We start from the raw sequence: 22,823 nt of genomic DNA, 5'->3' as shown, positions 1-22,823 counted from the left end.
ATTTAAAATATGACGGAGGTCATGGTTTTTTCCAAAAGTAATGACGAAGGGCAGTGTTCGCACTGTCCTTTTTCGCTTATACTAAAAAAAGAATGGTTAAGAAAAGGAGGGCGCAGCGATGTTAGAAACTGCTTCATTGCGTAAGGTATATAAGAAAAATACGGCGGTGGATGATGTCAATTTTTATTTGCAAGAAGGGGAATCAGTAGGTTTGCTTGGTCCGAACGGCGCTGGTAAATCGACATTGATTTCGATGATTTCGACCTTGCTTAAACCAACATCGGGCACGGTGATGTGGAATGGGGAAGATATACTGAAGTCACCGAACATTATCCGCCCGATACTTGGCGTCGTACCGCAAGAGATTGCCTTATACAAGGAATTATCAGCCTATGAAAATGTGAAATTCTTTGGGAAGATCTATGGTATTCGCGGAAAAAAACTAGAGACGCGTGCCCAAGAAGTATTGGAATTAGTTGGTCTGGCCAGCCGGCAGAAAGAACAAGTGAAAAATTACTCAGGCGGGATGCAGCGACGGATTAACATTGCAGTTGCGTTGCTACATGAACCGGAGATTATCATTATGGATGAGCCAACTGTTGGCATTGATCCTCAGTCCAGAAGCTATATCCTGGAAATGGTGAAAAAGTTAAAAGAAGAGCGAGGTATGACGGTGCTCTATACCTCTCATTACATGGAAGAGGTAGAGCGACTCTGTGATCGTATTTATATTATGGATCATGGCAAAGTGATTGCTACTGGTTCTAAGCAGGAATTGGTGAGTATATTGGCAACGGAGGAAACCATTCAATTAGAGTTGGAACAGTTATCCGAACCATTCATCAAACAGTTAGAGGCACATGAACCTATTTTAAAGGTAACAAAAACAGAGAAAGGTCTTACCTTAATTGTTACAAAAAATAGCAGGCCGTTAGCAGCTATTTTCCGAATGGCAGAAGAACAACAAGTCGTTGTTAATGGGGTGAATATCGCAGTACCTTCATTAGAAGACGTTTTTCTTCATTTAACAGGACGCAAGCTGCGGGACTAGGAGGGATAGACATGTTTGATTTTTTCTGGAAAGATGTCAAGTTAATGTGGCGAGATCCCACGGAACTGCTTGTGTTATTAGCGATGCCGTTTGTGTTAATTGTGATTTTAGGGTTTGCTTTAGGAGGAGTAATGAATAATCCATCCATTGAACTGAATGTCGCTGTGGTAGATCAAGATGATGAAGCGGCAGGTATGGAGCGACTTCAACATGACATCGAATCGGCATCTTTGCCCGAGGAACTAGGTGAAATAGCGAAAACCATTGCACCGAAGTCGATTTTGCAACAAACATTGGAAGAGGATTTAAGTGATGTATTGACGATAACAGCTATGACAGAGGAAGAAGCAGTCCGTGCCCTGGAAGAGGGCGAGGTGGAAGCGGTTTTGACTATCCCTGAGGCATTCAGCTATGATAACTTACGCAATATGATATTAGGCGAATCGGTTCAAACCACCCTTTCTATTACGAAGGCAGCCGAAAGTCAGTTGTCGGGTGATATTTTTCAAAATATGCTGGAACAATTTACGCATACGATGAATTTGCAATCGTCTTACGCTAACGTTGCGATGGGAGAAGAGCCTGAGTTGACCATGGAAGAGGTGAGCAGACAAGAGACGGTGACAGAACGGGATCCGATATCCTCTATGGAATACTATGCGATTGGGATGGCTGTAATGTTTGGTTTTTTTGTTGCTTCAACCATGTCAGCAAAGAGTAAAAATGAGTTGGAAGAAAAGGTAATTAATCGGATTTTATTAACCGGACAACATCCTTTATCTTATTTGATGGGAAAGGTAATGGCAATGATCGTGATGGCGTTTGTCCAGGTCAGTTTAATTATTTCGCTATCATCCCTGGGTCTCCAAGCATTTCGACCATATGAGGGAGATATTATAATGAAAATGGTGTTGATCTTATTATTGTATGCCTTAACAGTAGGCGCGCTAGGCAGTCTGATGATTGCCTTAACAGTCCGATTTGAGGCACAGTCGTTACAAGACATATTTTCTATCGGTGTAGTAACGATCTTGGCTATGTTAGGGGGGAGCTTCTTTCCAACGGCTGGTTTACCCGATTTTGTGAAGATGATAGGGAGTTGGACACCAAATGGTGCTACGATGAAGGCGTTTATGCTAACGAATCAAGGGTTGCCAATGGATGAAATAGTCCCTTATTTAGGAAGGTTATGTTTATTTGCTCTCATTATCTTCCTCGTCAGCGTTATGATCTTTCCGAAAAGGAGGGTGCAGGCATGATAGATATCTTTTTATTGCAATGGCAGCGTTTAAGGCGACGTCCTTTTATGGTGCTTGCTATGATTGCGATGACCGCTGTCTTCATCTTTTTTATCGGGGGCTCAAATACAGGAGATACACAGTCATCCATACCCGTTTATTTCAGTGAAGAAGTTGACGACTCCACCCGAGAGACATTAATGGAGGAAGTGCAGACGCTAGAGGGATTTGATTTTTATTTAGACGAGTGGACCAATATGAAAGAAGAGGTTGCATTGGGGGATGTGGCCTTTGGTGTTCAATTAGCTGAGAATCATTATACCTTCCTGGTTAGTGCAGAAAATGAGTTGCAGAGCTTAGTAGACAATCATTTGCGCACGATCTATCAAGAGAAATTACTAATGGATCAGCTGCCAGATGAAGCAGACCAAGAGGCGTTTGCTGTTGAACTGGAGAACCCACCAATAGAGGTGATCAGTGAGACAGAGGGACAACCAGGTTTGTCTTTGAATAATCAATTGCACGTGTTATTTGGGATGACCCTTTTCTTTGCCATTTATACGATCGTCTTTAGCCTAGGCGAAGTGGCAGAGGAAAAACAGCGCGGTAGCTGGGATCGCCTGATTCTATCTCCTGTGCGTAAGTGGCAATTATATTTAGGTCATTTAAGCTTTGCGTTTATCATCGGTTACCTGCAAATTTGCTCAGTATTTCTGATGTTTGAATTTGTCTTTGATTTTACAATTGGTACGTCCTGGCCAGCTGTACTGTTGATTGCAGCTTGTTATACCTTGGCGATTGTGTCATTAGGTATGCTGCTGATGGGACTTGTACAAAAGTCTTCACAATTAGGTGCGGTAGTCCCCGTTGTGGCTGTTAGTATGGCAATGCTTGGTGGAGCTTATTGGCCATTAGAAGTAGTTAACAATCACATCGTGCTGGTTATTGCCGAGTTGATTCCTGTGAAGCATGCGATGGAGGCGCTCAAGGGTGTTGCCATGTATGGAGAGCACTTGTGGGATGTTACACAGCCTTTGGCGATTTTATTGTTAATGAGTGCTTTGTTTATGGGGGTTGGGATCAACTTGATGGAGAGAAGATAAAGTGTGAAGAAAGTCCGCCTGGCCCATTATCAAAACAAAGCTGGATAGGGCGTTGCCGAAAGGATGAATGATGATAAGGTAGCTGGTCCATCTATTTCCGCAGTGCTTATTAAACGCAAAATAACAGTCAAACTCATCACTTATAAAAGTAGCTGCTTCACATCATTTTTTTAGCATAAAAAGAACACCAAATCCATTTTGGTGTTCTTTACCTTTACATTAGATTAAATTAAATGACCCCTTGAGCAACCATAGCGTCAGCTACTTTGCGGAAGCCAGCAATATTGGCACCTACTACGAGGTTTCCTGTATGACCATATGTCTCTGCTGCTTCAGCACTGTTTTTGTAGATATCCGTCATGATTTCTTGTAATTTTGTGTCCACTTCCTCAAAAGTCCAAGAAAGACGGGCGCTGTTTTGTGCCATTTCTAACGCAGAAACGGCGACACCACCTGCATTAGCTGCCTTGGCTGGACCGAATAGGACGCTGTTTTCTAAGAAGACATCAATCGCTTCCAGGGTAGAAGGCATGTTAGCTCCCTCACCAACGGCTTTTACGCCATTTGCTACTAATGTCTTAGCGGCGTCTGTGTCAATCTCATTTTGGGTGGCACATGGTAAGGCAATATCACAAGGGATATTCCAAATGCCGCCAAAGTCTTCTTTGTATTCTGCATGAGGATGTTCATTGAGATATTCCTTGATACGTTTACGCTCCACTTCTTTTAATCGCTTCACGGTTTCTATGTTGATGCCTTTTTCATCATAGATATAGCCATTGGAATCACTGCAGGCAACCACTTTTGCTCCAAGTTCAGCAGCCTTGGCCATTGCATAGATAGACACGTTGCCGGAACCAGAGACTACAACTGTTTTATCTGAAAAGCTGTCATTATCCGCTTTTAGCATTTCGTTGACAAAGTATACGGTGCCGTAACCTGTTGCTTCTGTACGAGCTAAACTGCCGCCAAAGTCAACGCCTTTTCCAGTTAAAATACCAGCCTGATAACCGCCGCGCATTTTCTTGTATTGACCAAATAAGTAGCCTACCTCACGTCCACCTACACCGATATCTCCGGCAGGAACGTCGGTGTCAGGGCCGATATGTTTAGAAAGCTCGCTCATAAAACTTTGACAAAATCGCATAATTTCATTATCTGATTTCTCTTTCGGATCAAAGTCAGAACCACCTTTACCGCCGCCAATTGGCTGTCCTGTAAGTGAGTTTTTGAAAATCTGTTCGAATCCTAAAAATTTGATAATGCTGGCATTAACAGATGGATGGAAACGCAGACCACCTTTGTAAGGACCGATGGCACTATTGAATTGCACACGGAAACCACGATTCACTTGGACGTTTCCTTGATCATCTACCCAAGGAACACGGAAGGAAACCATTCTTTCTGGCTCTACGATTCTTGCCAGGATATTTTGTTCCATATAAATGGGATCTTGTTCAAATACCGGTACTAATGAGTCGAAAATTTCTTTTACGGCTTGATGAAATTCATTTTCGCCGGGATTACGTTGTTTGACTATTTCAAATACATTGTCTACATATTGTTTCGCTGTTTGGTTTGTCATATTGTCATTTTTCTCCCCTTGTAGTATTATTTTAGGTATAGCCTATACGTGACACAAAAAATATAAATTTCTGAAAATAACCCGCTATTTTTAATGGTAAAGCATTTAATTGATCGTAACAATGCTTATATTAGATACTATTGATCTATAATCGAGATAGGTTATGAGGTTTCTGGCAGCTGTTTGTCAGAGGGAACATAACGAAGAATCACGATACCTACGATAAATAATACGAGCAAGCTCAGGATCCCTGCGTTAGATTGCCCTGTAATTTGTGCAGTGACAGCTAAAAGAAGTGGGCCACTAACCGAAGCAAACTTTCCAAAAATATTATAAAAACCAAAGAATTCATTGGATTTCTGTTTAGGTATCAATTTGGCAAAATAGGATCTGCTTAGTGCTTGTATCCCTCCTTGAGAAGAAGCGACCATCATGGCAAGAATCCAAAAATCAAGGGCTGTTTCCAGAAAATAGCCATAGATGCAGACCAGCATATAAACGACAATCCCGATATTTAACATCGCTTTTGCTGAATAACGTTCCGCTAATTTTCCATAAAGTATGGCAAAGGGAGCGGCTACTATTTGTGTAACCAATAGCACTACTAAGAGTACGGTGGAGCTTAGACCAACATCGGTACCATAAGCGGTGGACATGGAAATAATCGTTCCTACCCCATCGATATAAAAGAAGTAGGCGAGCAAAAAGATGCTTACATATTTATATTGTTTGATATGCTTGATGGTATTCCATAAACGCTGAAAGCTTTTTCGGATAGGCTTGGGATCACGTGTGATATAATGAATCTGTTTGACATGGCGAAGCATCGGTATAGCAAAGATTCCCCACCATAAACACGTAATCAGAAAGGCAATTTTACTTGCCATTGTACTACTGATAGGCAGGATTTCCTGTTGTGCCAATAAGATAACGGAAATGCCCAGCACAAAAGGAATAGCACTTCCGATATACCCCAGACCAAATCCTCTGGAGGATACCTCATTCATACGGTCATTACTAGCTACATCAACAAGAAAGGCGTCATAAAACAAATTGGAACCTGTTGAGCCTAGGGATGCCAATGTATAGAAGACGAGTAGCAACAGCCATTCTCCTTCTGGTACAAAAACGAGAGCAAAAGTCGAAAAGAGCCCCAATCCCATAAAACTAATAAAAAATTTCTTTTTTAACCCTTGGTAATCAGCGATCGTCCCTAGAATAGGACCAAGTAATGCCAAGATAAAGGTGAAAATAGCAATCGTATAACCGAGGTAAGCGGTGGAGTCAGCGCCTGCAACTCCTGCTTCCGCAGCTTGAGCTTTATAATAAATGGGAAAGATGGCAGTAGTAATGATGACAGAGAATGCAGAGCTTCCCCAATCATAAAACATCCAACTTTTTTCGGGTTTCGTAAATGATTTCATCGGTCTCCTCCTCCTCTTTATACTCCTATTTTACTAGAAACAGCAGAAAAAAATAGATAAAGTTTATTTTTTTTGAAATCGGGTACATTAGAGTTAAATAAATCCTTTGTGAGGAGAGGGTGAGAAGTGATGTATAAACCTATTCAAGCCTTTTTTAAAACAGAAAACGATGCAGAGAGAGTGAAAGCAGAATTAAACAGACTTAAGGTAAATGATATTCGAGTAGATAAGTTGGAAGATGCTCATCAAACACTTTTTTTAAGTCCGCTGGGATATGGCGGTGGTTCTGCTGGGGGAATGGGAGCCTCTAGTGCAGGATCAAGTGGTGGAGGTATTTTCCCTATATTTGCCCGATCTAGTGAAGGCCAGGAAAGAGATGATACACAGAGAGATCATACGGTGGAGTGCGAAGTAGATGAGGAAGATTACCAAACAGCCTTAAAAATCATGATGGATAATGATGGTTATGTAGATAAGGATACATTTGAAGAATAAAAGTGTAATGACAGTCGTTTCTTTGAACAAAAGAGACGACTGTCATTACTTTTGGGAAGGGGATGTTCTCTCAAACGTACTACCAGAAGAAAAATGGCAAGAAGGCTATCGAAGCAATCGCCCCAAGTGCAATGCCCAAACCTAACCCGCTGCCATAGCCGCCTGAATAGGGTCCGAAAAATCCTATACCATAACCACCTATGCCTGATGGTCTTCTTCGAGAGTCAATAAATACCTGCGATTGGTTGACATGCCTGATAACCCCTCGATGTATCTCACCGTTACGTGTGACTATCTTGACTGGGCTTCCGATATTTCTTTTACAGAAGTCATAATGAGACATGTTAGATAACTCCTTTCATTAACAATAGAAGTCTTGCTATATAAGTATATGTGCATAGAAAAAGATCTGCTTAGTCATTTGTGCTGAGTAAGGTCATAATAGCAAGATGGCCTATTTTAGCTGGGCGGCAGACAAGATGTCTTCCTTTTTCATTTTTAATAATGCTTGACCAGATAACTTCTTTTGCTTCATAAAACGAGCAACGATATTAAACCCAATCAGGTAGCCAATGTTTTTAGGTGTTCCTGGTGCCCCATACATAATGGTGTCGTGTCGTGGATGATCTCTAGTAATGGAAATGTATGGTGTCACCCAGCGTTCCCAAAGCTGTTGTAGTTCTGTGTCGGATAGCCAGTTAATCCGCTTGTTTCCCGCCTTCTCACCTACGTGTTTCCGAACAAGCCATTCGGCAGTTCCTTCCAGCATAATAGCGTCCAATACCGTGTATTCATTTTCAGGTTTTGAAAAATGGTGTAAGCGGCAGATGTGGCTATATTCATGAATGACGAGAGCCAGTATTTCTGTGTTGGTGGCCCTTTTTTGTAAGAATAATAACAGCTTATCAGGAAAGCTTAAGCCAGCATTGCTGTTGTACCATCGTTTGAACTCTGAAATATTTTCATTGGATGGCAGAATAAATACATTGGTATCAGGGCCATTCCACATCTCTTGACATTTTTTAAGTGCCTTTCCTGCTTTGCGGTGAAAAGGCTGTGATAACCATTCTTCTATTTGTTTTTCCTCTGTATCTGGATCGAACATGCCATGCTGTAGTAAATGAGACTGGATAGAGGAAGCGGAGAAAGAAGAAAAGTAAGGTGATAGCTTGTTACCTATTGTATTTTTGGATGATGAAGACACCTGATTGGAGGTTTGGCGTTGGTCTAGCCATTCCCTTAGCCACTTATCTGTCGGATGAATCAACATAATTATTTCCCTCTTTTCGTTAGAAGGCGTGAATAATAGTGGTTTAAATTGCCGTCAAATTGTAGTATGATTAACTATTAGCAAGTAAAGTTTTTAATCGTTGTATTTAAGGTATACACATCAGCTAAAGAAGGTGAGTAAATTGAAAGAAAAAGAGATTGAGTTATTGAAGTTATTAGAGAAAAATGGACGAATTGATAATGATACGATCAGTAAAATGCTTGATATCGAAGTTTCCGAAGTGGAGGAGATAATTGAGCGATTAGAAAAAGAAAACGTGATTGTAGGATACTCTACCCTTGTTGATTGGTCTAACGTTTATGATGACGAAGGAGTGGCTGCCTTGATTGATGTGAAGGTCACGCCAGTGCGCGGGTTGGGTTTTGATAAAATTGCCTCGCGTATTTATCGTTTCCCTGAAGTGAAGGCCGTCTACTTGATGTCAGGTGCTTACGATTTAAGTGTCTCCGTTGAAGGGAAAACAATGATGGAAGTGAGCCGGTTTGTTTCTGATAAATTATCCACCCTAGATACGGTATTATCCACTACCACTCATTTTATTTTGAAGAAATATAAACATGATGGAATTATTTTCGATGATGGGGAAGATACGGATAAACGAATCATGGTGAGCCCATGAGTTCCCAATTTTTAGCCGATCATGTGGAGTCGTTAAAGCCATCAGGTATTCGTAAATTCTTTGACCTTGCTTCGAAAATGGAGAATGTGATTTCTTTAGGGGTAGGGGAACCAGATTTTGTCACACCTTGGAATGTGATTGAGGCAAGTTATCATTCTTTAGAACAAGGATACACTGCTTACACCGCAAATGCTGGGTTAATTGAATTAAGAGAAGAGATCAGCAAGTATCTGCAGGAGACCTTTTCTATCCAGTATGATCCAGAGAACCAGCTTTTGGTGACGGTTGGGGCAAGCCAGGCGATTGATTTGGCCTTGCGGGCTATTTTAAACCCAGGTGAAGAAGTGATTGTCGTCGAACCATGCTTTGTATCGTATGGCCCAGCTGTATCCTTAGCTGGCGGCGTGCCGATTACGGTTAGTGCCTTACCGGAAAATGAATTCAAGGTTACTCCAGAGCAGATCGAAGCGGCTATTACACCGCAAACAAAGGCGGTTATTCTCTGTAGTCCTAATAATCCTACAGGTGCCGTTTTAAGCAAAGAGGAGTTACAAGGCATTGCAGGAGTTGTTAAGGAACGTAACATCATGGTGTTATCTGATGAAATTTATGCGGAATTATCCTATGATGAGAAGGCGGCCAGTATTGCATCTGTAGATGGAATGGAAGCACATTCGATTGTTATCTCAGGTTTTTCCAAATCATTTGCGATGACGGGCTGGCGGCTAGGTTATGTAGCGGCACCTACTGATTTGATTGCTGCGATGACGAAAATTCATCAGTATACGATCATGTCAGCGCCAACGATGGCACAATATGGTGCTCTTGAAGCGCTGCGAAGCGGAAACGATAGTGTATTGGAAATGCGGGAAAGTTATCGCCAGCGTCGTAATTTCGTAGTAAAAGAATTGAATGAAATGGGGCTTGATTGCCATTTGCCGGGAGGAGCATTCTATGTCTTCCCATCGATTAAATCGACGGGACTGCATTCTGAAGAATTCGCTCAAAAACTCTTGGAAGAACAACGTGTAGCCGTGGTCCCAGGGCATGTATTTGGAGAGAGTGGTGAAGGTCATATTCGTTGTTCCTATGCTGCTTCTATCAAACAATTACGCGAAGCAATGGGACGTATGAAACGATTTGTGGAGCAATATCAGGGATAATAGCTAAAGAAAACATGCTTTCTAAGGGGCGTGTTTTCTTAGTGAGTGAGCAAGACATAAGAGCTGCCTAATCATTGGTAGCTCTTATTTACGTTAGGCATTATCTTGTTAACTTCGATGGTGAATAGTTTTGACATCATCCCGCTAGAGTATCTGCCCCTAATATTGTTATGGTTTGTACTTTCTTTGAGTGTTGTTGGTGCCGTACTCACGTATATCAATAAAAACAGAACAAATTATTAAGCACGTTAAAAGACTTGGGATGCCGTTAGTGACAAGGACAACGCACTATCTAACGGCATCTCACGCTTTGAATGTTTACTCGATAACATATTCGATCTCATCGAATTTTCGTGAGTATTTGATATGGAAATCCATCTGATCAAAATACCAGAGATCGGAATCCTCCACGAAGAATAAGATACCTTCCTCCGTTACTTCTGCTCCAATATTATGCGGGTTCGCCTTATCAAGGGCAAGCGAAAAACCTTTATGGACACCACCAAACCCACCATAACGGGCAAAGAAACGCACGGCTTCTCCTTCTTCTAGGTTTAATTCTCTAATAAACCATTTTGCTGCTGGTTTCGTGATTGACATCTTCATGATTATAAATCCTCCTTATACTAATAATATTAACGAAATAATGATTGGAAAGCTACCTATAGAAACAATGTAAGGAAACTTGACATATAATTAGGAATATAAGCAGAGATGTTATATAATATATAGAAAGTTACCTAACATTTCATGATATCAGGTGGTGCTAGTAATGGCTGAAAGTCCTTCTTATAAACATCGAAAGGTAATAACAATAGGGATTGTGAGTGAGTTAACGGGTTTATCGGAAAGACAAATCCGTTACTATGAGGAAAGGAAGCTAGTATTCCCCGAGCGTTCGCCAAAAGGAAACCGTAAATACTCGTTTGCAGATGTGGAATTATTGATTGATATTGCCAATAAACGCGAAGAGGGTGTGCAGACCTTCGAAATTCGTCAGGATATGATCCGGGCCAAGAAAAAACAAGAAAGGAAGGCGCTGCTCAGAGGAGAAATAAATGCGCGTTTTGGTATTCAAAAGGACAGGTAAAAAGAAAATATCCATAAATAACAAAACGCCCAGTTCTATAGACCATTCAAAGAAGTCACTGAACTGCCGATAAGTTGGATTATGTTAAGTAACGAGTCCATCTAATTCATATAGTAAAGTTGATTGTTTGTCTGTGCTAGATGGCGCTTCGAAAATAGGTTCCGCTTTCCTCTTTTCTTACAGGATTCTCCGCCTATTTCCTCCGCTGGATAGTGGCACTACAATCGAATGACTGCGAGGATGTAGAATTCTAGGCACCATCATCATGCTAGATAAACTTGTTCAGAGAATGATTAGGTCATACATTATGACTTTTATAAATGAAAGGACCATTTTGTAGCATGATCCATGACACAGCCAAAAAAATCAGTAGACGATTTTCTTCTTTTGTTACCATACCGTCTATGTACGTAGAACGCTTCCTCCTTTACAGTGATAAGCATTGTTGTACTTTTACCTAGCGGAGGGAATATGCGGAGACTCCTGTGGGACTAGGACGAGCTGAAGATCCACTAAAAGTGCTCTTCTTTTTAGTTAGCTGAAGCCGGCCCCACGGAAAGCGTAGCATATTCCCGGAGCGGCTTGCCCAGCACAAAAAAACAGTCAAAGTCAACTGCCTACAAAAGTGGACTACTTAACATAATCCAACCACCATTCGTTCAAGGTCAAAATCATTCCAAGTCCTATTATACTAAGTATTATGCTTTCCTTGCTTATAAGAAAAGACGAGAAGCTTATTGGAAACTAAGCTTCTCGTCTTTTTGACTGGGGTCATATCGCAAGAGTTTGAGTGTAAGGTCCTTATCGAACTCTAAACAAAATCGTTCATAGTCATGTACAATCTCACTAATGGATTTGTGATACAAATCGTTGTTATTTTGTTCAACAATACCATTTGCCATTAATTGTTCAATCAGGTACAGTTTCTGCATTTCTACTGCTTCTCGCAAAAAAGCCACTGCATTCACCTCCTGTTTTGTTTCATAAATAATCATTGTATGTGGAAACGACGGTTTATATTACTGTTTATTTTGCTTCTCTAAGAAAAGTATTTCCTTCTTTGATAAATGTTATACCCCTCATATTACTAAATATACCCTAAAATTGTGTATATGGTATTACCAGGAGATTAAGATTCTGTGAAAAAAAGAAGAAAGTAAAAAATCACGGGATGGAGATCTGGTAAAGGGTCTTCTAGGCTGTTTTTGCAACACCAAGCAAAAGTGTGTAGCAAGTGCTGGGGTTTATTGTATACTGGAAATTGTTATGCAGAAAAGATCCATTATTACTATATGTGACGGTTCATGTAATGACATAGTGAACATAACTGAAAACGATAAATCTGATATAAATAAATGGATCAACTGAAAAATTCTTCTGGCAGAGGAGCATAACATATTTCAGCTAATGGTGTCTATTGCTTAGGCTCAGGTTGTATAAACAGGAGGGGAATCATTTGAGTAAGCAGCGGGATTTTACACAAGGAAATCTTATGGGAGCTTTGATTTATTTTTCGGGACCGATTATATTAGCCCAGCTGCTGCAGGTTTCTTATCAGTTAGTAGACAGCTTATGGATTGGCAATTTAATCGGCGCAAATGCCCTAGGTGCGGTTAATATAGCTGGAGTAGTCATTTTTACCGTGCTTTCCTTTGTGATTGGTATTAATAATTCAACCTTGACGATTCTTTCCCAGCAAAAAGGAAAGGGTAATGAAGCAGGAGTGGCTAGGTATATCAATGCCTTTGTCGTAACCTTAACCTGCATTGGTGTATTGATGGGATTAGTAGGTGTTATTTTTGCTGAACCTATTTTACAGCTTTTAGGCACACCAAGTGCCATGCTGGATGATTCAACTACTTATTTACAGATCCATGCAGTCGGTATTTTGTTTTTGGTTGGTTACAATTTTATTAGTACAGTGTTACGAGCGGTGGGTGACAGTAAGACACCGCTGCGCATCGTTGGTCTGGCGGTGCTATTAAATATTGTGCTAGATCCACTTTTTATTGCTGGTTTTGATTGGGGAGTGCAAGGGGCAGCGGTGGCTACGATTATGTCACAAGGTTTTTCGATGATCTATGGTGGATGGTATGTGATAAGACACCAGCTGATCGAATGGCAGCGACCGCACTTACCTGCTTGGACAGAAGTGAAGCTTATTCTGAATTTAGGTATCCCATCTGGTTTACAAATGGCGATTATTTCGGCAGGGGCAGCTGCCATTATGAGTGTGGTCACCTCACATGGTGAAGCGGCTGTTGCTGGTTATAGCGCGGCGCAACGTTTAGACAGTGTGATCTTGCTTCCTGCTCAAGCCTTAGGGGCGACGGTCAACAGTATGGCTGGTCAGAATATCGGTGTGGGAAAATGGGATCGTGTAAGGAAGATCGCCTTATTGGGAGTGGCTTATAATACAGTGATTATGCTGGTGTTTGCCGGTTTATTGGTGCTATTTGCAGACCAGGCCATTCGCATGTTTATTCAAGAAATAGGAGCCGTACAATTCGGTACTCATTATTTAATGGTGATTGCCTTCTTTTATCCATTCCTTGGCGTGAATTTTGTCTTGAATGGTATTGTAAGGGCTTCTGGCGCCATGTACCAAGTGATGATTTTGAATCTGTTATCCTTCTGGATCTTGCGTTATCCACTTTCTTATCTGATGTCCGAGTGGTTAGGGGAAACAGGAATTGCCTATGGGATTGGTATGAGTTTTGTGATTAGCAGCTTATTGGCGTTTCTTTATTATCGATTCGGGAAATGGAAGAATAAGCAGATTTTCTCGTAGCGCTTGTCGACGAGAAAACTTGTCTTTGTAATCGCTTTAGTGTAGGGTTTGTGTAACGTATATCATAAGTAAAGGGGAGTGAAATGCGATGATTAGAGTTGGTTTTGTTGGTACAGGTGGATTTACGAGACATCATATTTCTTTTTTGAAGGAGTTTGAAAATGTAAAAGTTGTCGGTTTTGTCGGTTCTTCTGAGGAAAAGGCAGCTAATTTCGCTGCTCGATATGATGATACGACTGGTTATGCCACACTGGAGTCGATGATTGCACAGGAGCAACTGGATGCTGTGTATATCTGTGTACCGCCGATGGGGCACGAAAATTATGAAGAATTATTGATTGACCACGGTATTCCCTTTTTAGTGGAAAAGCCTTTGGGAGTGGAAGAGGCGCAAGTAAGGAAGGTAAGAGACAGAGTTAAGGAAACGAATCATCTAACCTCGGTAGGCTATCATTTTCGTTATATGGATACGATCCAATTATTCCGAGATATGCTCCCCGGTGTACAGGTGGGTACGGTTACCGGTAAATGGATGGGCTCCATGCCTGATGTATACTGGTGGAAGAACCAAGCGCAATCAGGTGGACAATTCAATGAACAGACGACACATATTGTAGACTTGATTCGCTTCTTGTTTGGTGAGGTGAAATCGATTTATGCCCAAGAGGCTAATGCGGTCACAAAAGAAAAGGATGCATCGGTTACGGTGGCTGATGTGGGCTTATTTACATTAACGATGGAAAATGGAGTAATCGTTCAAATAAGTAATACGGCGGTGTTGCCAGATGGTGTAGGCGAAGTAGGGGTGAAGGCATATACCGACCAAGGGATTATCGATTGGCAAACAGGTCATTTGGAAAAGCGAACGTCAAATAAATTAGAAAAATATCTCACCAAACAAAATCCGTATCGCAGGGAAAGTGAGGCTTTTTTACATGCAGTAGCTACCGGTGATCGTTCGAAAATCTTGTCCTCCTATGAGGATGGCTGGCATAGCTTTGCCGTTGCCTTGGCAGCAAGAAAATCTTTATTAGAAAAACGAGCAATAGAATTAGCAGAATGGCATGAATAAGATGGGATGCTCACGCACATAGTAAACCTGTAGGAAATTCCTAGAGGTGATGATAATGAAAAGAACCATTTTATTCGTTTTGATGTTGTTGGCTGTCGCTGTGATAGCGATGGGATGTGGTGAGTCTTCACTAGGTCCGGAAGACGAAGGTGTTCAGCCTCAACATATTAGCTATCAACAAGACAGGCAACCTGATCGAGGAGAAATTCCCGTGCAACCGGGGCGAGAGCAAAATATTTTTGATGAATCAAATCAGCCATCCACGAGTCCGATGGGGGATGCCAGAGAGAATGATCAGGCTGCAAAAGTTTTGCAACTGACCAACCAAGCCAGAGAAGAGCAAGGGATTTCTCCTTTACAAATGGATTCGTTTTTAGCCAGTGTAGCGCAGGAAAAGGCAGATGATATGGCAGCTCACCAATATTTTTCCCATACTTCTCCAACGTACGGCTCGGCGCAGGATATGCTGGAACAATTTGGTGTGCCGGCTGTGAAGTCAGCAGAAAACATTGCAGCTGGCCAAACATCGGCGGAAGAAGTAGTAGAGAGCTGGCTAAACAGTGAAGGACACCGCCGTCATATCCTAGACGCAGAGCTCACGCATTTGGGTGTTGGATACCAATCGGATGGGAATTATTGGACGCAATGGTTTATCCAGCGATAGGAAGGTTGTTTTGGTATACAAGTGATTTATCTCCTTATTTAACATGGTAGATGAATCACTTTATTTTTTTTAGAGGCGCTTATGCTTATTTTTATTGGATAAAGCTATTCCTTTCACCCTTTACCGGTAACTTCTTTGCTGTTTATCTCCCTTCATTCAAACTATTTGACATGTTAATCATACTTATTGGCATGTTGATGTGTGAAAAACGCTTGTATAATCGTTGATATATCCTTTGATTGGAAAAAGCTATTTAAATGGCAGGAGAACATAAGCATCCTAATAGTTATCAAAGGTGTATGACTAGCAGCAATAAAGCGGAGGGGAAATATGAATACGAGATTATTTCAAGATCATGTGGTACGTAAAGAAATCCAACTTGACCCTATATGGGATTTCCACACTTTGAATGCGGATGAGGAAAAACAAGAAGCGTGTCAAATGCTTGTTCCTAGTTGTTGGGAAAGTAACCCCAACCTGTCTTCTTACAAAGGGAAGGCTCTGTATTCGAAGAAAATAACCTTTGGTGGTAATGTACGTTTGGTATGTAAAGGGATTAGTCACACCGCACATATTTATTTAGATCAGGAAGAGGTTGCCTACCATTATAATGCGTATACGGAATTTAGCGTTAATTTACAGGATATACCTTACGGAGAGCATACACTGGAGATAAAAGTAGATAATTCTTTTCACGAGGAGTCTGCTTTACATGTAAGTAACGATTATTATTCATATGGGGGAATCACCCGACCAATCGTGTTGGAAGCGTTAGACGAGCTATTTATTAAACATGTTCATTTCATTCCATATTGGAAGGATGATCAGTGGCATGCAACGATAAGTGCGACCGTATCTAATCTTTCTAAGGAACAAAAGGAGGGTACATTAAACGTAAAGATTGGTGATGAACAGCTTTCCTTTGTCGATCAAGTGTTTCGCTCTAATGTTGACACATTGTTAGAAAGGGATGTTGTTTTTCCTCGTGCCCTTTCTTACACGTTAGAAGACCCTAAGTTGTATGCAATGGTTGCGGAGCTTTCCTATAATGATCAGGTGATCGACGATAAAATCGACCGAGTCGGCTTTCGAGAAATAACCGTAAGCGGAAAAGATATTCTATTTAACGGTGAAAAAGTGGTCATCAAAGGAGTAAACCGCCACGAAGATTATGCAGAATTTGGGAATGCAGTACCTATGGAAGCCATGTATCGAGATATCGAATTAATTAAGTCATTAGGTGCCAATTGTATTCGCACGAGCCATTATCCAAATGACGAACGATTCCTGGATTTGTGTGATGAGAACGGGATATTAGTGTGGGAGGAGGCGCATGCAAGAGGTTTAAATGAAGAACAAATGAGACACAAAAACTTCGAAAGGCAAAGTTTGGATTGTATTCATGAAATGATTGAACATCACATCAACCATCCCTCGATCTATGTGTGGGGAATTTTAAACGAATGTGTGAGTAATACAGAGTTTGGTAGATATTGTTATAAAAAGCAATTTGAATGTATTAAAAGTCTTGATTCCAGCCGTCCGGTATCTTTTGCTAGTTTGGAAGGTCACATTGGTTCTGATTTATGTCTGGATCTTGTTGATATTGTATCTTTTAACATATACCCACGCTGGTATCACGATACGCCAGTCACTGAAGCATTAGCCCATTTGAAACGTTTTGTGGACAGTTCGGATGGGGCTGGTAAACCACTATTGATTAGTGAAATCGGAGCTGGTGCCATCTATGGGAATCGGAGTAATCATCAAGAGAAATGGACAGAAGAATACCAGCAATATGCACTGACAGAACAATTGAATGCCATTTTGTCGGATGCAGACATGAGCGGTGTGATTATGTGGCAATATGCAGACTGCAGAGTGGATCCGGGTTGGTTTCATGTAAGGCCAAAATCGCAAAATAATAAAGGGTTAGTGGATACGTACCGGAGAGAAAAGCTTGCATATCATACGGTAAAAGATATATTCCATGCCTATCCAGATTCGTTTTAATAAATGAGAGAAGGCCCCCCAATCGTTTGATAACTGACCGAACGATTGGGGGTTTTGGTTGATCAAATAGACTACTAAAATAGTTAGGCTAAACAAACTCTGATGGTGGCACATTATAATATTTTTTAAAAGCTTTAGAGAAGCTATATGGATCAGGATATCCGAGCATATTTGCAATTTGTTGAATAGAATAACACTTAGTATATAGCAACTCTCTGGCACGGTTCATTTTCAATTGATAAATGTAGTGTCCCGGTGTTACACCAAGTGTTTGTTTAAAATAAATAATAAAGTATTTTTCCGACATTCCTGCAATGGCCGCTAATTCTTTCACTCTGATTGGCAGGTGAAGGTGTTTATGAACAAAGTGAAATACGGATTGAAGCTTATCCAAATATTTGGTTTGCTTCTGATGGGCAGTCTGTTGTATAAAATTACCTTGATAGTTCTGACGGGCGTGTTGTTCCATCATTTTGGAGAGTAGTATGGTTAAAAACCCTTTTAATCGCATTTCGGACATAGGTATATGTTGTTTATATTGATTGTATGTCTCTGTAAAAAGACGGATTTCCTCCACAGCAAGGCTATGATCAAAAATACCTGCTAATTGAAAATGGTCTAATATTTGTTGTTGGTTGCCTAAGCTAAGGTGAAAGTGCGTATAGATAAATCGGCACTGGTTGCTTTGGGTGGTGGCTGTATAGGCTATTTTAGGACTAAAAAGAATAACGTCTCCTGCAGAAGCGGTATATACGTTTTCGTGAATATTTATTTCTACCTGACCTTCTTGAATACACCATAAGTCGTAATCTTTATGTTGTCTTCGTTCGATCCAGCTATTCGGCTGTACGACTTCGTTACAAGAATTTATTTGAAGTATGACAAGTTCTGAAAGTTCATCGAATATACTTAACTTATCCATTAATTTAATCAACCCCATACCTGCATATTGATATCTATAAGTATATCACAAGCGAGTTTTTTAGTTGAAGAATGGGATAAAAATAAGCCATTCCAAACTCCCGCGTTCACACGATTGTTCGCTCTTTCTAGCTATTCCCCCTTCCCTTTATCCATAATAAACCCTATAATAGAAAGTTATTAGTACATATTAAAGAAAGGGGCGGATTACTTGGCGCATGGAGAGTCAACCATACCTTTGAGAATGCTATTATTTTGCTTTCATGGTGCCAATACGATTATCGTGAGTTTCTTGCCCTTGTATTTGCAAGCAGAGGGGCTTTCCGGTACAGAAATTGGCTGGGTCATGGCGATTGGACCCTTAGCCGCTATATTTTCACAGCCTTATTGGGGCTATATGAGTGATAAACATCAAACGGTTAAGAAGATTTTAATGCTTTGCTTAATCGGGGTATTAGTTAGCAGCTTTTTCTTTTTACAGATGAATGCGTTATCATTACTCTTGCCTTTAGCGGCAGTTTTCTTCTTCTTTTCGTCACCAGTTGGAGCCTTAAGTGACAGTTTGGCTCAACGGCGTGCGGATCAGTTGGGTGTTTCTTTTGGTTCGATACGAACATGGGGATCGATTGGTTTTGCTACTTCCTCGCTGGTGGTAGGAGAGGTGTTAGCAAGGACAGGTATTCAGTACATTGTATGGCCATATTTGATTGTGGCAGCGGCAGCTTTTATCGTTAGTACACGTATTGTGGATGTAAAAGTAGAGACACCACCTATCCAGCTTAAAGATGTCGGCCTATTATTGAAAACCAAACCATATGTGATTTTTCTCCTCTTGATTATGTTTATTACCATCTCCCATCGGACGAATGATAGCTTTATTGGTATTTATATTGCCTCATTAGGTGGTTCAGAAGATATGGTGGGGTTCGCTTGGTTTGCTGGTGTGACCAGTGAGGCGATTGTTTTTGCTACAGCAGGGTGGTGGTTTAGGAAGTATCATCCATTAGTTTTCATTATCGGTGCAGCGATGCTCTTTTCCTTGCGCTGGTATGTATATGGTCTGGTAGAGGATCCTTTATGGATTGTCTCCTTACAATTTTTACATGGGTTTACTTTCGGCGTGTTTTATGTGACGGCGTTTTATTATATTACTCGTTTGATTCCAGCTATGCTTCAAGGAACTGGTCATCTAATTTTCGCATCGGTATTTATTGGAGTATCTGGCATTATTGGCTCATTGGCAGGAGGCTGGGTTATCGATCACCTTGGCGGGAGTACGTTATATCTATTAATGGGCGGTCTAACAACCATAGGGGTAGTGTTGCTTATCATCTATCATGGGCTTAGGACTCGTCGGTCTTGACCTGCTCGTCATCCAGATGGAGGTATAGGGCGATAGTATTCATAGTAATGCGAACCTTGTCGTGTTAATATAAGGAAAAAGGAGGAATATCGTTATGAAAATAGTGCATTATTGCTTAAAGCATCCGTTTGCAACCAGTCGAATGGGCGTGATGACAGGTGGACAAGTTGCTGACCTGGCTACTGCTCAAGCTGAACTAAAAGAGTTAGGTGTCATTGATTCGAATACCTTTCCGATTGCCGCAGAACCAGATGTGTTTTATGCAAATGCAGCTCTGCATATTACATTGGCGCAAGAGATCATTGCACAACTTGAACACCATAAAACGCCGTGCATGTTTAATCGCTCCGAAGTGAAGCTAATGACTCCAGTCCCTAATCCTGGCAAGGTCATTTGTGTTGGGGTTAATTATGCAGATCATGTGGCAGAAATGGGAAGAGAACTTCCGAGTCATCCCGTGCTTTTCTCCAAATTTACTAATGCTATCATTGGGCCAGAAGACTCCATTCATAAGTCGTCAGAAACGAAGCAGCTAGACTATGAAGTAGAATTAACTGTCGTAATGGGGAAAAAGGCGAGCAAGGTTTCCAAAGAAGAAGCATTAGAACATATTGCTGGATACACAATCGGTAATGATGTGACGGCAAGAGATTTACAGAAACGAACACCGCAATGGTTACAAGGAAAATCTTTGGATCATACGACTCCCTTTGGGCCGTGGCTGGTTACGAAAGATGACGTGCCCGACCCATGCAATGTTAAGATCGAATCGTTTGTCAACGGGGTGAAGCGGCAATCTTCGAATACGAAGCACTTTATTTTCGATATACCTTATTTAATTGAATTTATCAGTCATTTGATCACGTTGGAGCCGGGGGATATGATTATGACCGGTACGCCAGATGGGGTAGGGCTGGCCATGGATCCACCGAAGTTATTAGAAGATGGTGACGTGGTAACGATGGAGATTGAAGGAATTGGCCAATTGGAGAATATTGTAGTAGATAAACCATAGTAACGATAGAACCAGCAGTTGGCGGACTGTTGGTTTTCTTATCTATTATGAAAACATAGTCATTTATTATCAAAAAAGATAGAAAATAAGCAAAAAAAGTGTTACTATATAGCTACCTTTTACTAGCAATGAACGATGATTTCACATATTCCTCCATGAGAGTGAAATAGGTAGGTCTTGGTGGTGAAGGATCTATCGATGGATAAAGAGGGATAATGATGAAAATCACTGGTAAATTAATGGTTTCATACATAGCGATTTTAGCTATATTAATAGTAGCGGGTGTTAGTTCCTATTTGGCGTTGACTACGATTAATAACAATGCAACAGATATGTATAATGAACAAGTGGTCCCGCTAAATGACTTAAACCGAATCGTCAAATTGACAGAGAATACCAGAGTGAATATGCTAACATCGGTATTGAATGAGGACCCGGCTGCAACAGAAGTAGTGGAAGAGAATTTGCAAGAAATTGATCAATTACTAGAAGGATTTGAACAGATTGCGTTTAGTAATCAATCAAGCGAGTATTATCAAAATTTTGACGAGAATTGGAGCCGTTTTGCCGAAATCGTACGAAATAATATCACGCTAGTTGGTAATGGACAGTACGAAGAGGCACAAGAGGGGCTGCAAGCGGGCGGGCAATATTTTCATCCTGCCAGTGAAGATTTAACGGCTTTATCCGATCAAATGAGGGTGGAAGTAGAAGCAGCAAATCAAGAAAACAATGACCATTTTACAACTAGTAGAAATCAATTATCAGTGGTGCTGATTGCTGCTGAGGTCATAGCAATTGTGATTGGTATATTGATGGGACGCCATATTGGACTCCCTTTAAAACGTATTACCACAAGCTTAAATCAATTCGCTGAGGGCGACTTAACCGGCCAGGACTTACAAACGAAGCGAAAAGATGAGATCGGTCAATTAACAAAGAGCACTAATCAAATGAAACAAAGACTGGGTTCCTTGTTGCAAAATGCACAGTCGGTTACCTCACAAGTTAGCAAACAAAGTGCTGGACTTGATCAATCGGCTAATGAAGTAAGAGAGGGAAGCAGTCAAATCGCCACAACGATGGAAGAGCTTGCCGATGGTGCGGAGGCGCAAGCTAATAGTGCAAGTGAGCTTTCGGAAAAAATGGAAACCTTTCTGCAGACGATTCAGCATTCGGAGGATAGTTCGGATGAGGCAGTGCAATTATCAGAACAAGTATTAGGTTATGCTGAAGAGGGACAGACATCGATGAAAAATTCGCTAGATCAAATGAACATGATTCATTTGATGGTGAAAGAAGCCGTCGATCAGGTTCGTGAACTGGATAAAGACTCTAAGGAAATTACTTCGTTAGTTGGAGTGATTGAAAGAGTTGCTGAACAGACCAATTTGTTGGCGCTCAATGCGGCAATAGAAGCTGCCAGAGCTGGTGAAGAAGGCAGGGGCTTTGCTGTAGTTGCTGATGAGGTTCGTAAACTTGCCGAGCAGGTTACCCGATCAATTGAGAAGGTAACGACGATTACAAAACGAATCCAAGCAGGCTCTAACAGGGTAGCCGATGCCTTGGAAATCGGTTATCAAGAAGTGGAAAAAGGATCCAAACAGGTGGAAGAAACGAATCAATCGTTTGAGGCCATTAACCAATCGATTAAAGATATGGTCACACAGATACAACAAGTTGCTGTCGATTTAAAACAAATGATTGATCAAAGTGGGACCATGAACGGTGCGATCCAGGAAATTGCTTCTGTCTCGGAGGAATCTGCGGCTGGGGTCGAGGAGACGGCTGCTTCTGCGGAACAATCGCTTGGTACAATGGAGGAAATATCTAATAGCGCTGATCATTTGTCCAAATTAGCAAACCAATTAGAGGTAGAGATGAAGAAGTTTAAACTATCCTAATCAAACAGCCCCCTCCTTTTT

Annotated in this window: 21 protein-coding genes; 14 read left to right on the top strand and 7 right to left on the bottom strand. The window is 41.1% G+C overall.

Annotation, left to right across the window (positions count from 1 at the left end):
* Nucleotides 1-118: 118 nt before the first annotated feature.
* Genes E0E32_RS07405 through E0E32_RS07395 form a run of 3 tightly spaced genes read left to right on the top strand, consistent with a single transcriptional unit; the run spans nucleotide 119 to nucleotide 3,392 of the window.
* Nucleotides 119-1,051 carry an ABC transporter ATP-binding protein gene (locus tag E0E32_RS07405; protein WP_130859416.1) on the top strand — a complete coding sequence of 311 codons (933 nt, stop codon included), beginning with the start codon at nucleotides 119-121 and terminating at the stop codon, nucleotides 1,049-1,051.
* An 11-nt stretch (nucleotides 1,052-1,062) separates the two neighbouring features.
* A complete protein-coding gene (locus E0E32_RS07400) occupies nucleotides 1,063-2,310 on the top strand; it encodes an ABC transporter permease (protein WP_130859415.1) in 1,248 nt (415 codons plus the stop codon).
* The gene (locus tag E0E32_RS07395; RefSeq protein WP_165444985.1) at nucleotides 2,307-3,392 is read left to right on the top strand and encodes an ABC transporter permease; all 1,086 of its coding nucleotides are present in this window, start codon (nucleotides 2,307-2,309) and stop codon (nucleotides 3,390-3,392) included. Before E0E32_RS07400 ends, E0E32_RS07395 begins: the two co-directional genes overlap by 4 nt.
* Nucleotides 3,393-3,621: 229 nt before the next feature.
* Here E0E32_RS07395 and gdhA read toward each other — a convergent pair whose 3' ends face one another.
* Both gdhA and E0E32_RS07385 read right to left on the bottom strand, forming a co-directional pair.
* The gene (gene gdhA, locus E0E32_RS07390) at nucleotides 3,622-4,977 is read right to left on the bottom strand and encodes an NADP-specific glutamate dehydrogenase (protein ID WP_066188642.1); all 1,356 of its coding nucleotides are present in this window, start codon (nucleotides 4,975-4,977) and stop codon (nucleotides 3,622-3,624) included.
* Between the two features lie 161 nt (nucleotides 4,978-5,138).
* The gene (locus tag E0E32_RS07385) at nucleotides 5,139-6,401 is read right to left on the bottom strand and encodes an MFS transporter (protein WP_130859413.1); all 1,263 of its coding nucleotides are present in this window, start codon (nucleotides 6,399-6,401) and stop codon (nucleotides 5,139-5,141) included.
* 129 nt (nucleotides 6,402-6,530) lie between these two features.
* On the opposite strand from E0E32_RS07385, the gene E0E32_RS07380 reads away from it, so the two are divergent.
* Complete coding sequence (locus E0E32_RS07380; RefSeq protein WP_066188635.1) at nucleotides 6,531-6,896, top strand: hypothetical protein; 366 nt, start codon at nucleotides 6,531-6,533, stop codon at nucleotides 6,894-6,896.
* A gap of 79 nt (nucleotides 6,897-6,975) precedes the next feature.
* Here E0E32_RS07380 and E0E32_RS07375 read toward each other — a convergent pair whose 3' ends face one another.
* Nucleotides 6,976-7,239, bottom strand: a complete 264-nt coding sequence (locus tag E0E32_RS07375) for a hypothetical protein (RefSeq protein WP_066188631.1) — start codon at nucleotides 7,237-7,239, stop codon at nucleotides 6,976-6,978.
* A 111-nt stretch (nucleotides 7,240-7,350) separates the two neighbouring features.
* On the bottom strand, nucleotides 7,351-8,166 hold the full coding sequence (locus E0E32_RS07370) for a DUF2268 domain-containing putative Zn-dependent protease (protein WP_130859411.1): 816 nt from the start codon (nucleotides 8,164-8,166) through the stop codon (nucleotides 7,351-7,353).
* A gap of 142 nt (nucleotides 8,167-8,308) precedes the next feature.
* Here E0E32_RS07370 and E0E32_RS07365 point away from each other — a divergent pair, with 142 nt between their 5' ends.
* Complete coding sequence (locus E0E32_RS07365; RefSeq protein WP_187374473.1) at nucleotides 8,309-8,806, top strand: Lrp/AsnC family transcriptional regulator; 498 nt, start codon at nucleotides 8,309-8,311, stop codon at nucleotides 8,804-8,806.
* Nucleotides 8,803-9,969 (top strand): aminotransferase, encoded by a 1,167-nt coding sequence (locus E0E32_RS07360; RefSeq protein WP_130859410.1) that lies wholly within the window; start codon nucleotides 8,803-8,805, stop codon nucleotides 9,967-9,969. Before E0E32_RS07365 ends, E0E32_RS07360 begins: the two co-directional genes overlap by 4 nt.
* Nucleotides 9,970-10,287: 318 nt before the next feature.
* Here E0E32_RS07360 and E0E32_RS07355 read toward each other — a convergent pair whose 3' ends face one another.
* The gene (locus E0E32_RS07355; protein ID WP_130859409.1) at nucleotides 10,288-10,575 is read right to left on the bottom strand and encodes a HesB/YadR/YfhF family protein; all 288 of its coding nucleotides are present in this window, start codon (nucleotides 10,573-10,575) and stop codon (nucleotides 10,288-10,290) included.
* 166 nt (nucleotides 10,576-10,741) lie between these two features.
* On the opposite strand from E0E32_RS07355, the gene E0E32_RS07350 reads away from it, so the two are divergent.
* Nucleotides 10,742-11,059, top strand: coding sequence for a MerR family transcriptional regulator (locus E0E32_RS07350; protein ID WP_066188619.1), 318 nt, complete (start codon nucleotides 10,742-10,744; stop codon nucleotides 11,057-11,059).
* Between the two features lie 734 nt (nucleotides 11,060-11,793).
* On the opposite strand, the gene E0E32_RS07345 is transcribed toward E0E32_RS07350, so the two are convergent.
* Nucleotides 11,794-12,018: a Fur-regulated basic protein FbpA gene (locus tag E0E32_RS07345; protein ID WP_066188610.1), complete on the bottom strand. Its 225-nt coding sequence runs from the start codon at nucleotides 12,016-12,018 to the stop codon at nucleotides 11,794-11,796.
* 473 nt (nucleotides 12,019-12,491) lie between these two features.
* Here E0E32_RS07345 and E0E32_RS07340 point away from each other — a divergent pair, with 473 nt between their 5' ends.
* The 4 genes from E0E32_RS07340 (at nucleotide 12,492) to E0E32_RS07325 (ending at nucleotide 17,599) form a co-directional block, all read left to right on the top strand.
* Nucleotides 12,492-13,850 carry an MATE family efflux transporter gene (locus E0E32_RS07340; protein ID WP_130859408.1) on the top strand — a complete coding sequence of 453 codons (1,359 nt, stop codon included), beginning with the start codon at nucleotides 12,492-12,494 and terminating at the stop codon, nucleotides 13,848-13,850.
* Between the two features lie 88 nt (nucleotides 13,851-13,938).
* Nucleotides 13,939-14,922 (top strand): Gfo/Idh/MocA family protein, encoded by a 984-nt coding sequence (locus tag E0E32_RS07335; protein ID WP_066188607.1) that lies wholly within the window; start codon nucleotides 13,939-13,941, stop codon nucleotides 14,920-14,922.
* A 55-nt stretch (nucleotides 14,923-14,977) separates the two neighbouring features.
* Nucleotides 14,978-15,586, top strand: a complete 609-nt coding sequence (locus E0E32_RS07330) for a CAP domain-containing protein (RefSeq protein WP_165444984.1) — start codon at nucleotides 14,978-14,980, stop codon at nucleotides 15,584-15,586.
* Nucleotides 15,587-15,916: 330 nt separating this feature from the next.
* Nucleotides 15,917-17,599 (top strand): glycoside hydrolase family 2 protein, encoded by a 1,683-nt coding sequence (locus E0E32_RS07325; RefSeq protein WP_066188595.1) that lies wholly within the window; start codon nucleotides 15,917-15,919, stop codon nucleotides 17,597-17,599.
* Nucleotides 17,600-17,687: 88 nt separating this feature from the next.
* On the opposite strand, the gene E0E32_RS07320 is transcribed toward E0E32_RS07325, so the two are convergent.
* The gene (locus tag E0E32_RS07320; protein WP_286171798.1) at nucleotides 17,688-18,533 is read right to left on the bottom strand and encodes an AraC family transcriptional regulator; all 846 of its coding nucleotides are present in this window, start codon (nucleotides 18,531-18,533) and stop codon (nucleotides 17,688-17,690) included.
* Between the two features lie 231 nt (nucleotides 18,534-18,764).
* Between E0E32_RS07320 and E0E32_RS07315 the strand changes: the two genes are divergently transcribed.
* The 3 genes from E0E32_RS07315 to E0E32_RS07305 all read left to right on the top strand — a co-directional run bounded on the left by E0E32_RS07315 (nucleotide 18,765) and on the right by E0E32_RS07305 (nucleotide 22,802).
* Entirely contained in the window at nucleotides 18,765-19,883 is a 1,119-nt protein-coding gene (locus E0E32_RS07315; protein ID WP_286171838.1) for an MFS transporter, read from the top strand.
* A gap of 94 nt (nucleotides 19,884-19,977) precedes the next feature.
* Nucleotides 19,978-20,898, top strand: a complete 921-nt coding sequence (locus E0E32_RS07310) for a fumarylacetoacetate hydrolase family protein (protein WP_066188586.1) — start codon at nucleotides 19,978-19,980, stop codon at nucleotides 20,896-20,898.
* Between the two features lie 218 nt (nucleotides 20,899-21,116).
* Nucleotides 21,117-22,802, top strand: coding sequence for a methyl-accepting chemotaxis protein (locus E0E32_RS07305; RefSeq protein ID WP_165444983.1), 1,686 nt, complete (start codon nucleotides 21,117-21,119; stop codon nucleotides 22,800-22,802).
* Nucleotides 22,803-22,823 lie beyond the last annotated feature (21 nt).

The organism is Gracilibacillus phocaeensis (genome assembly GCF_900626275.1).
Taxonomy (GTDB): Bacteria; Bacillota; Bacilli; order Bacillales; family Amphibacillaceae; genus Gracilibacillus; species Gracilibacillus timonensis.
The sequence above is the reverse complement of the archived record's forward strand: the minus strand, read 5'-3'. Positions and strand labels throughout refer to the sequence as shown.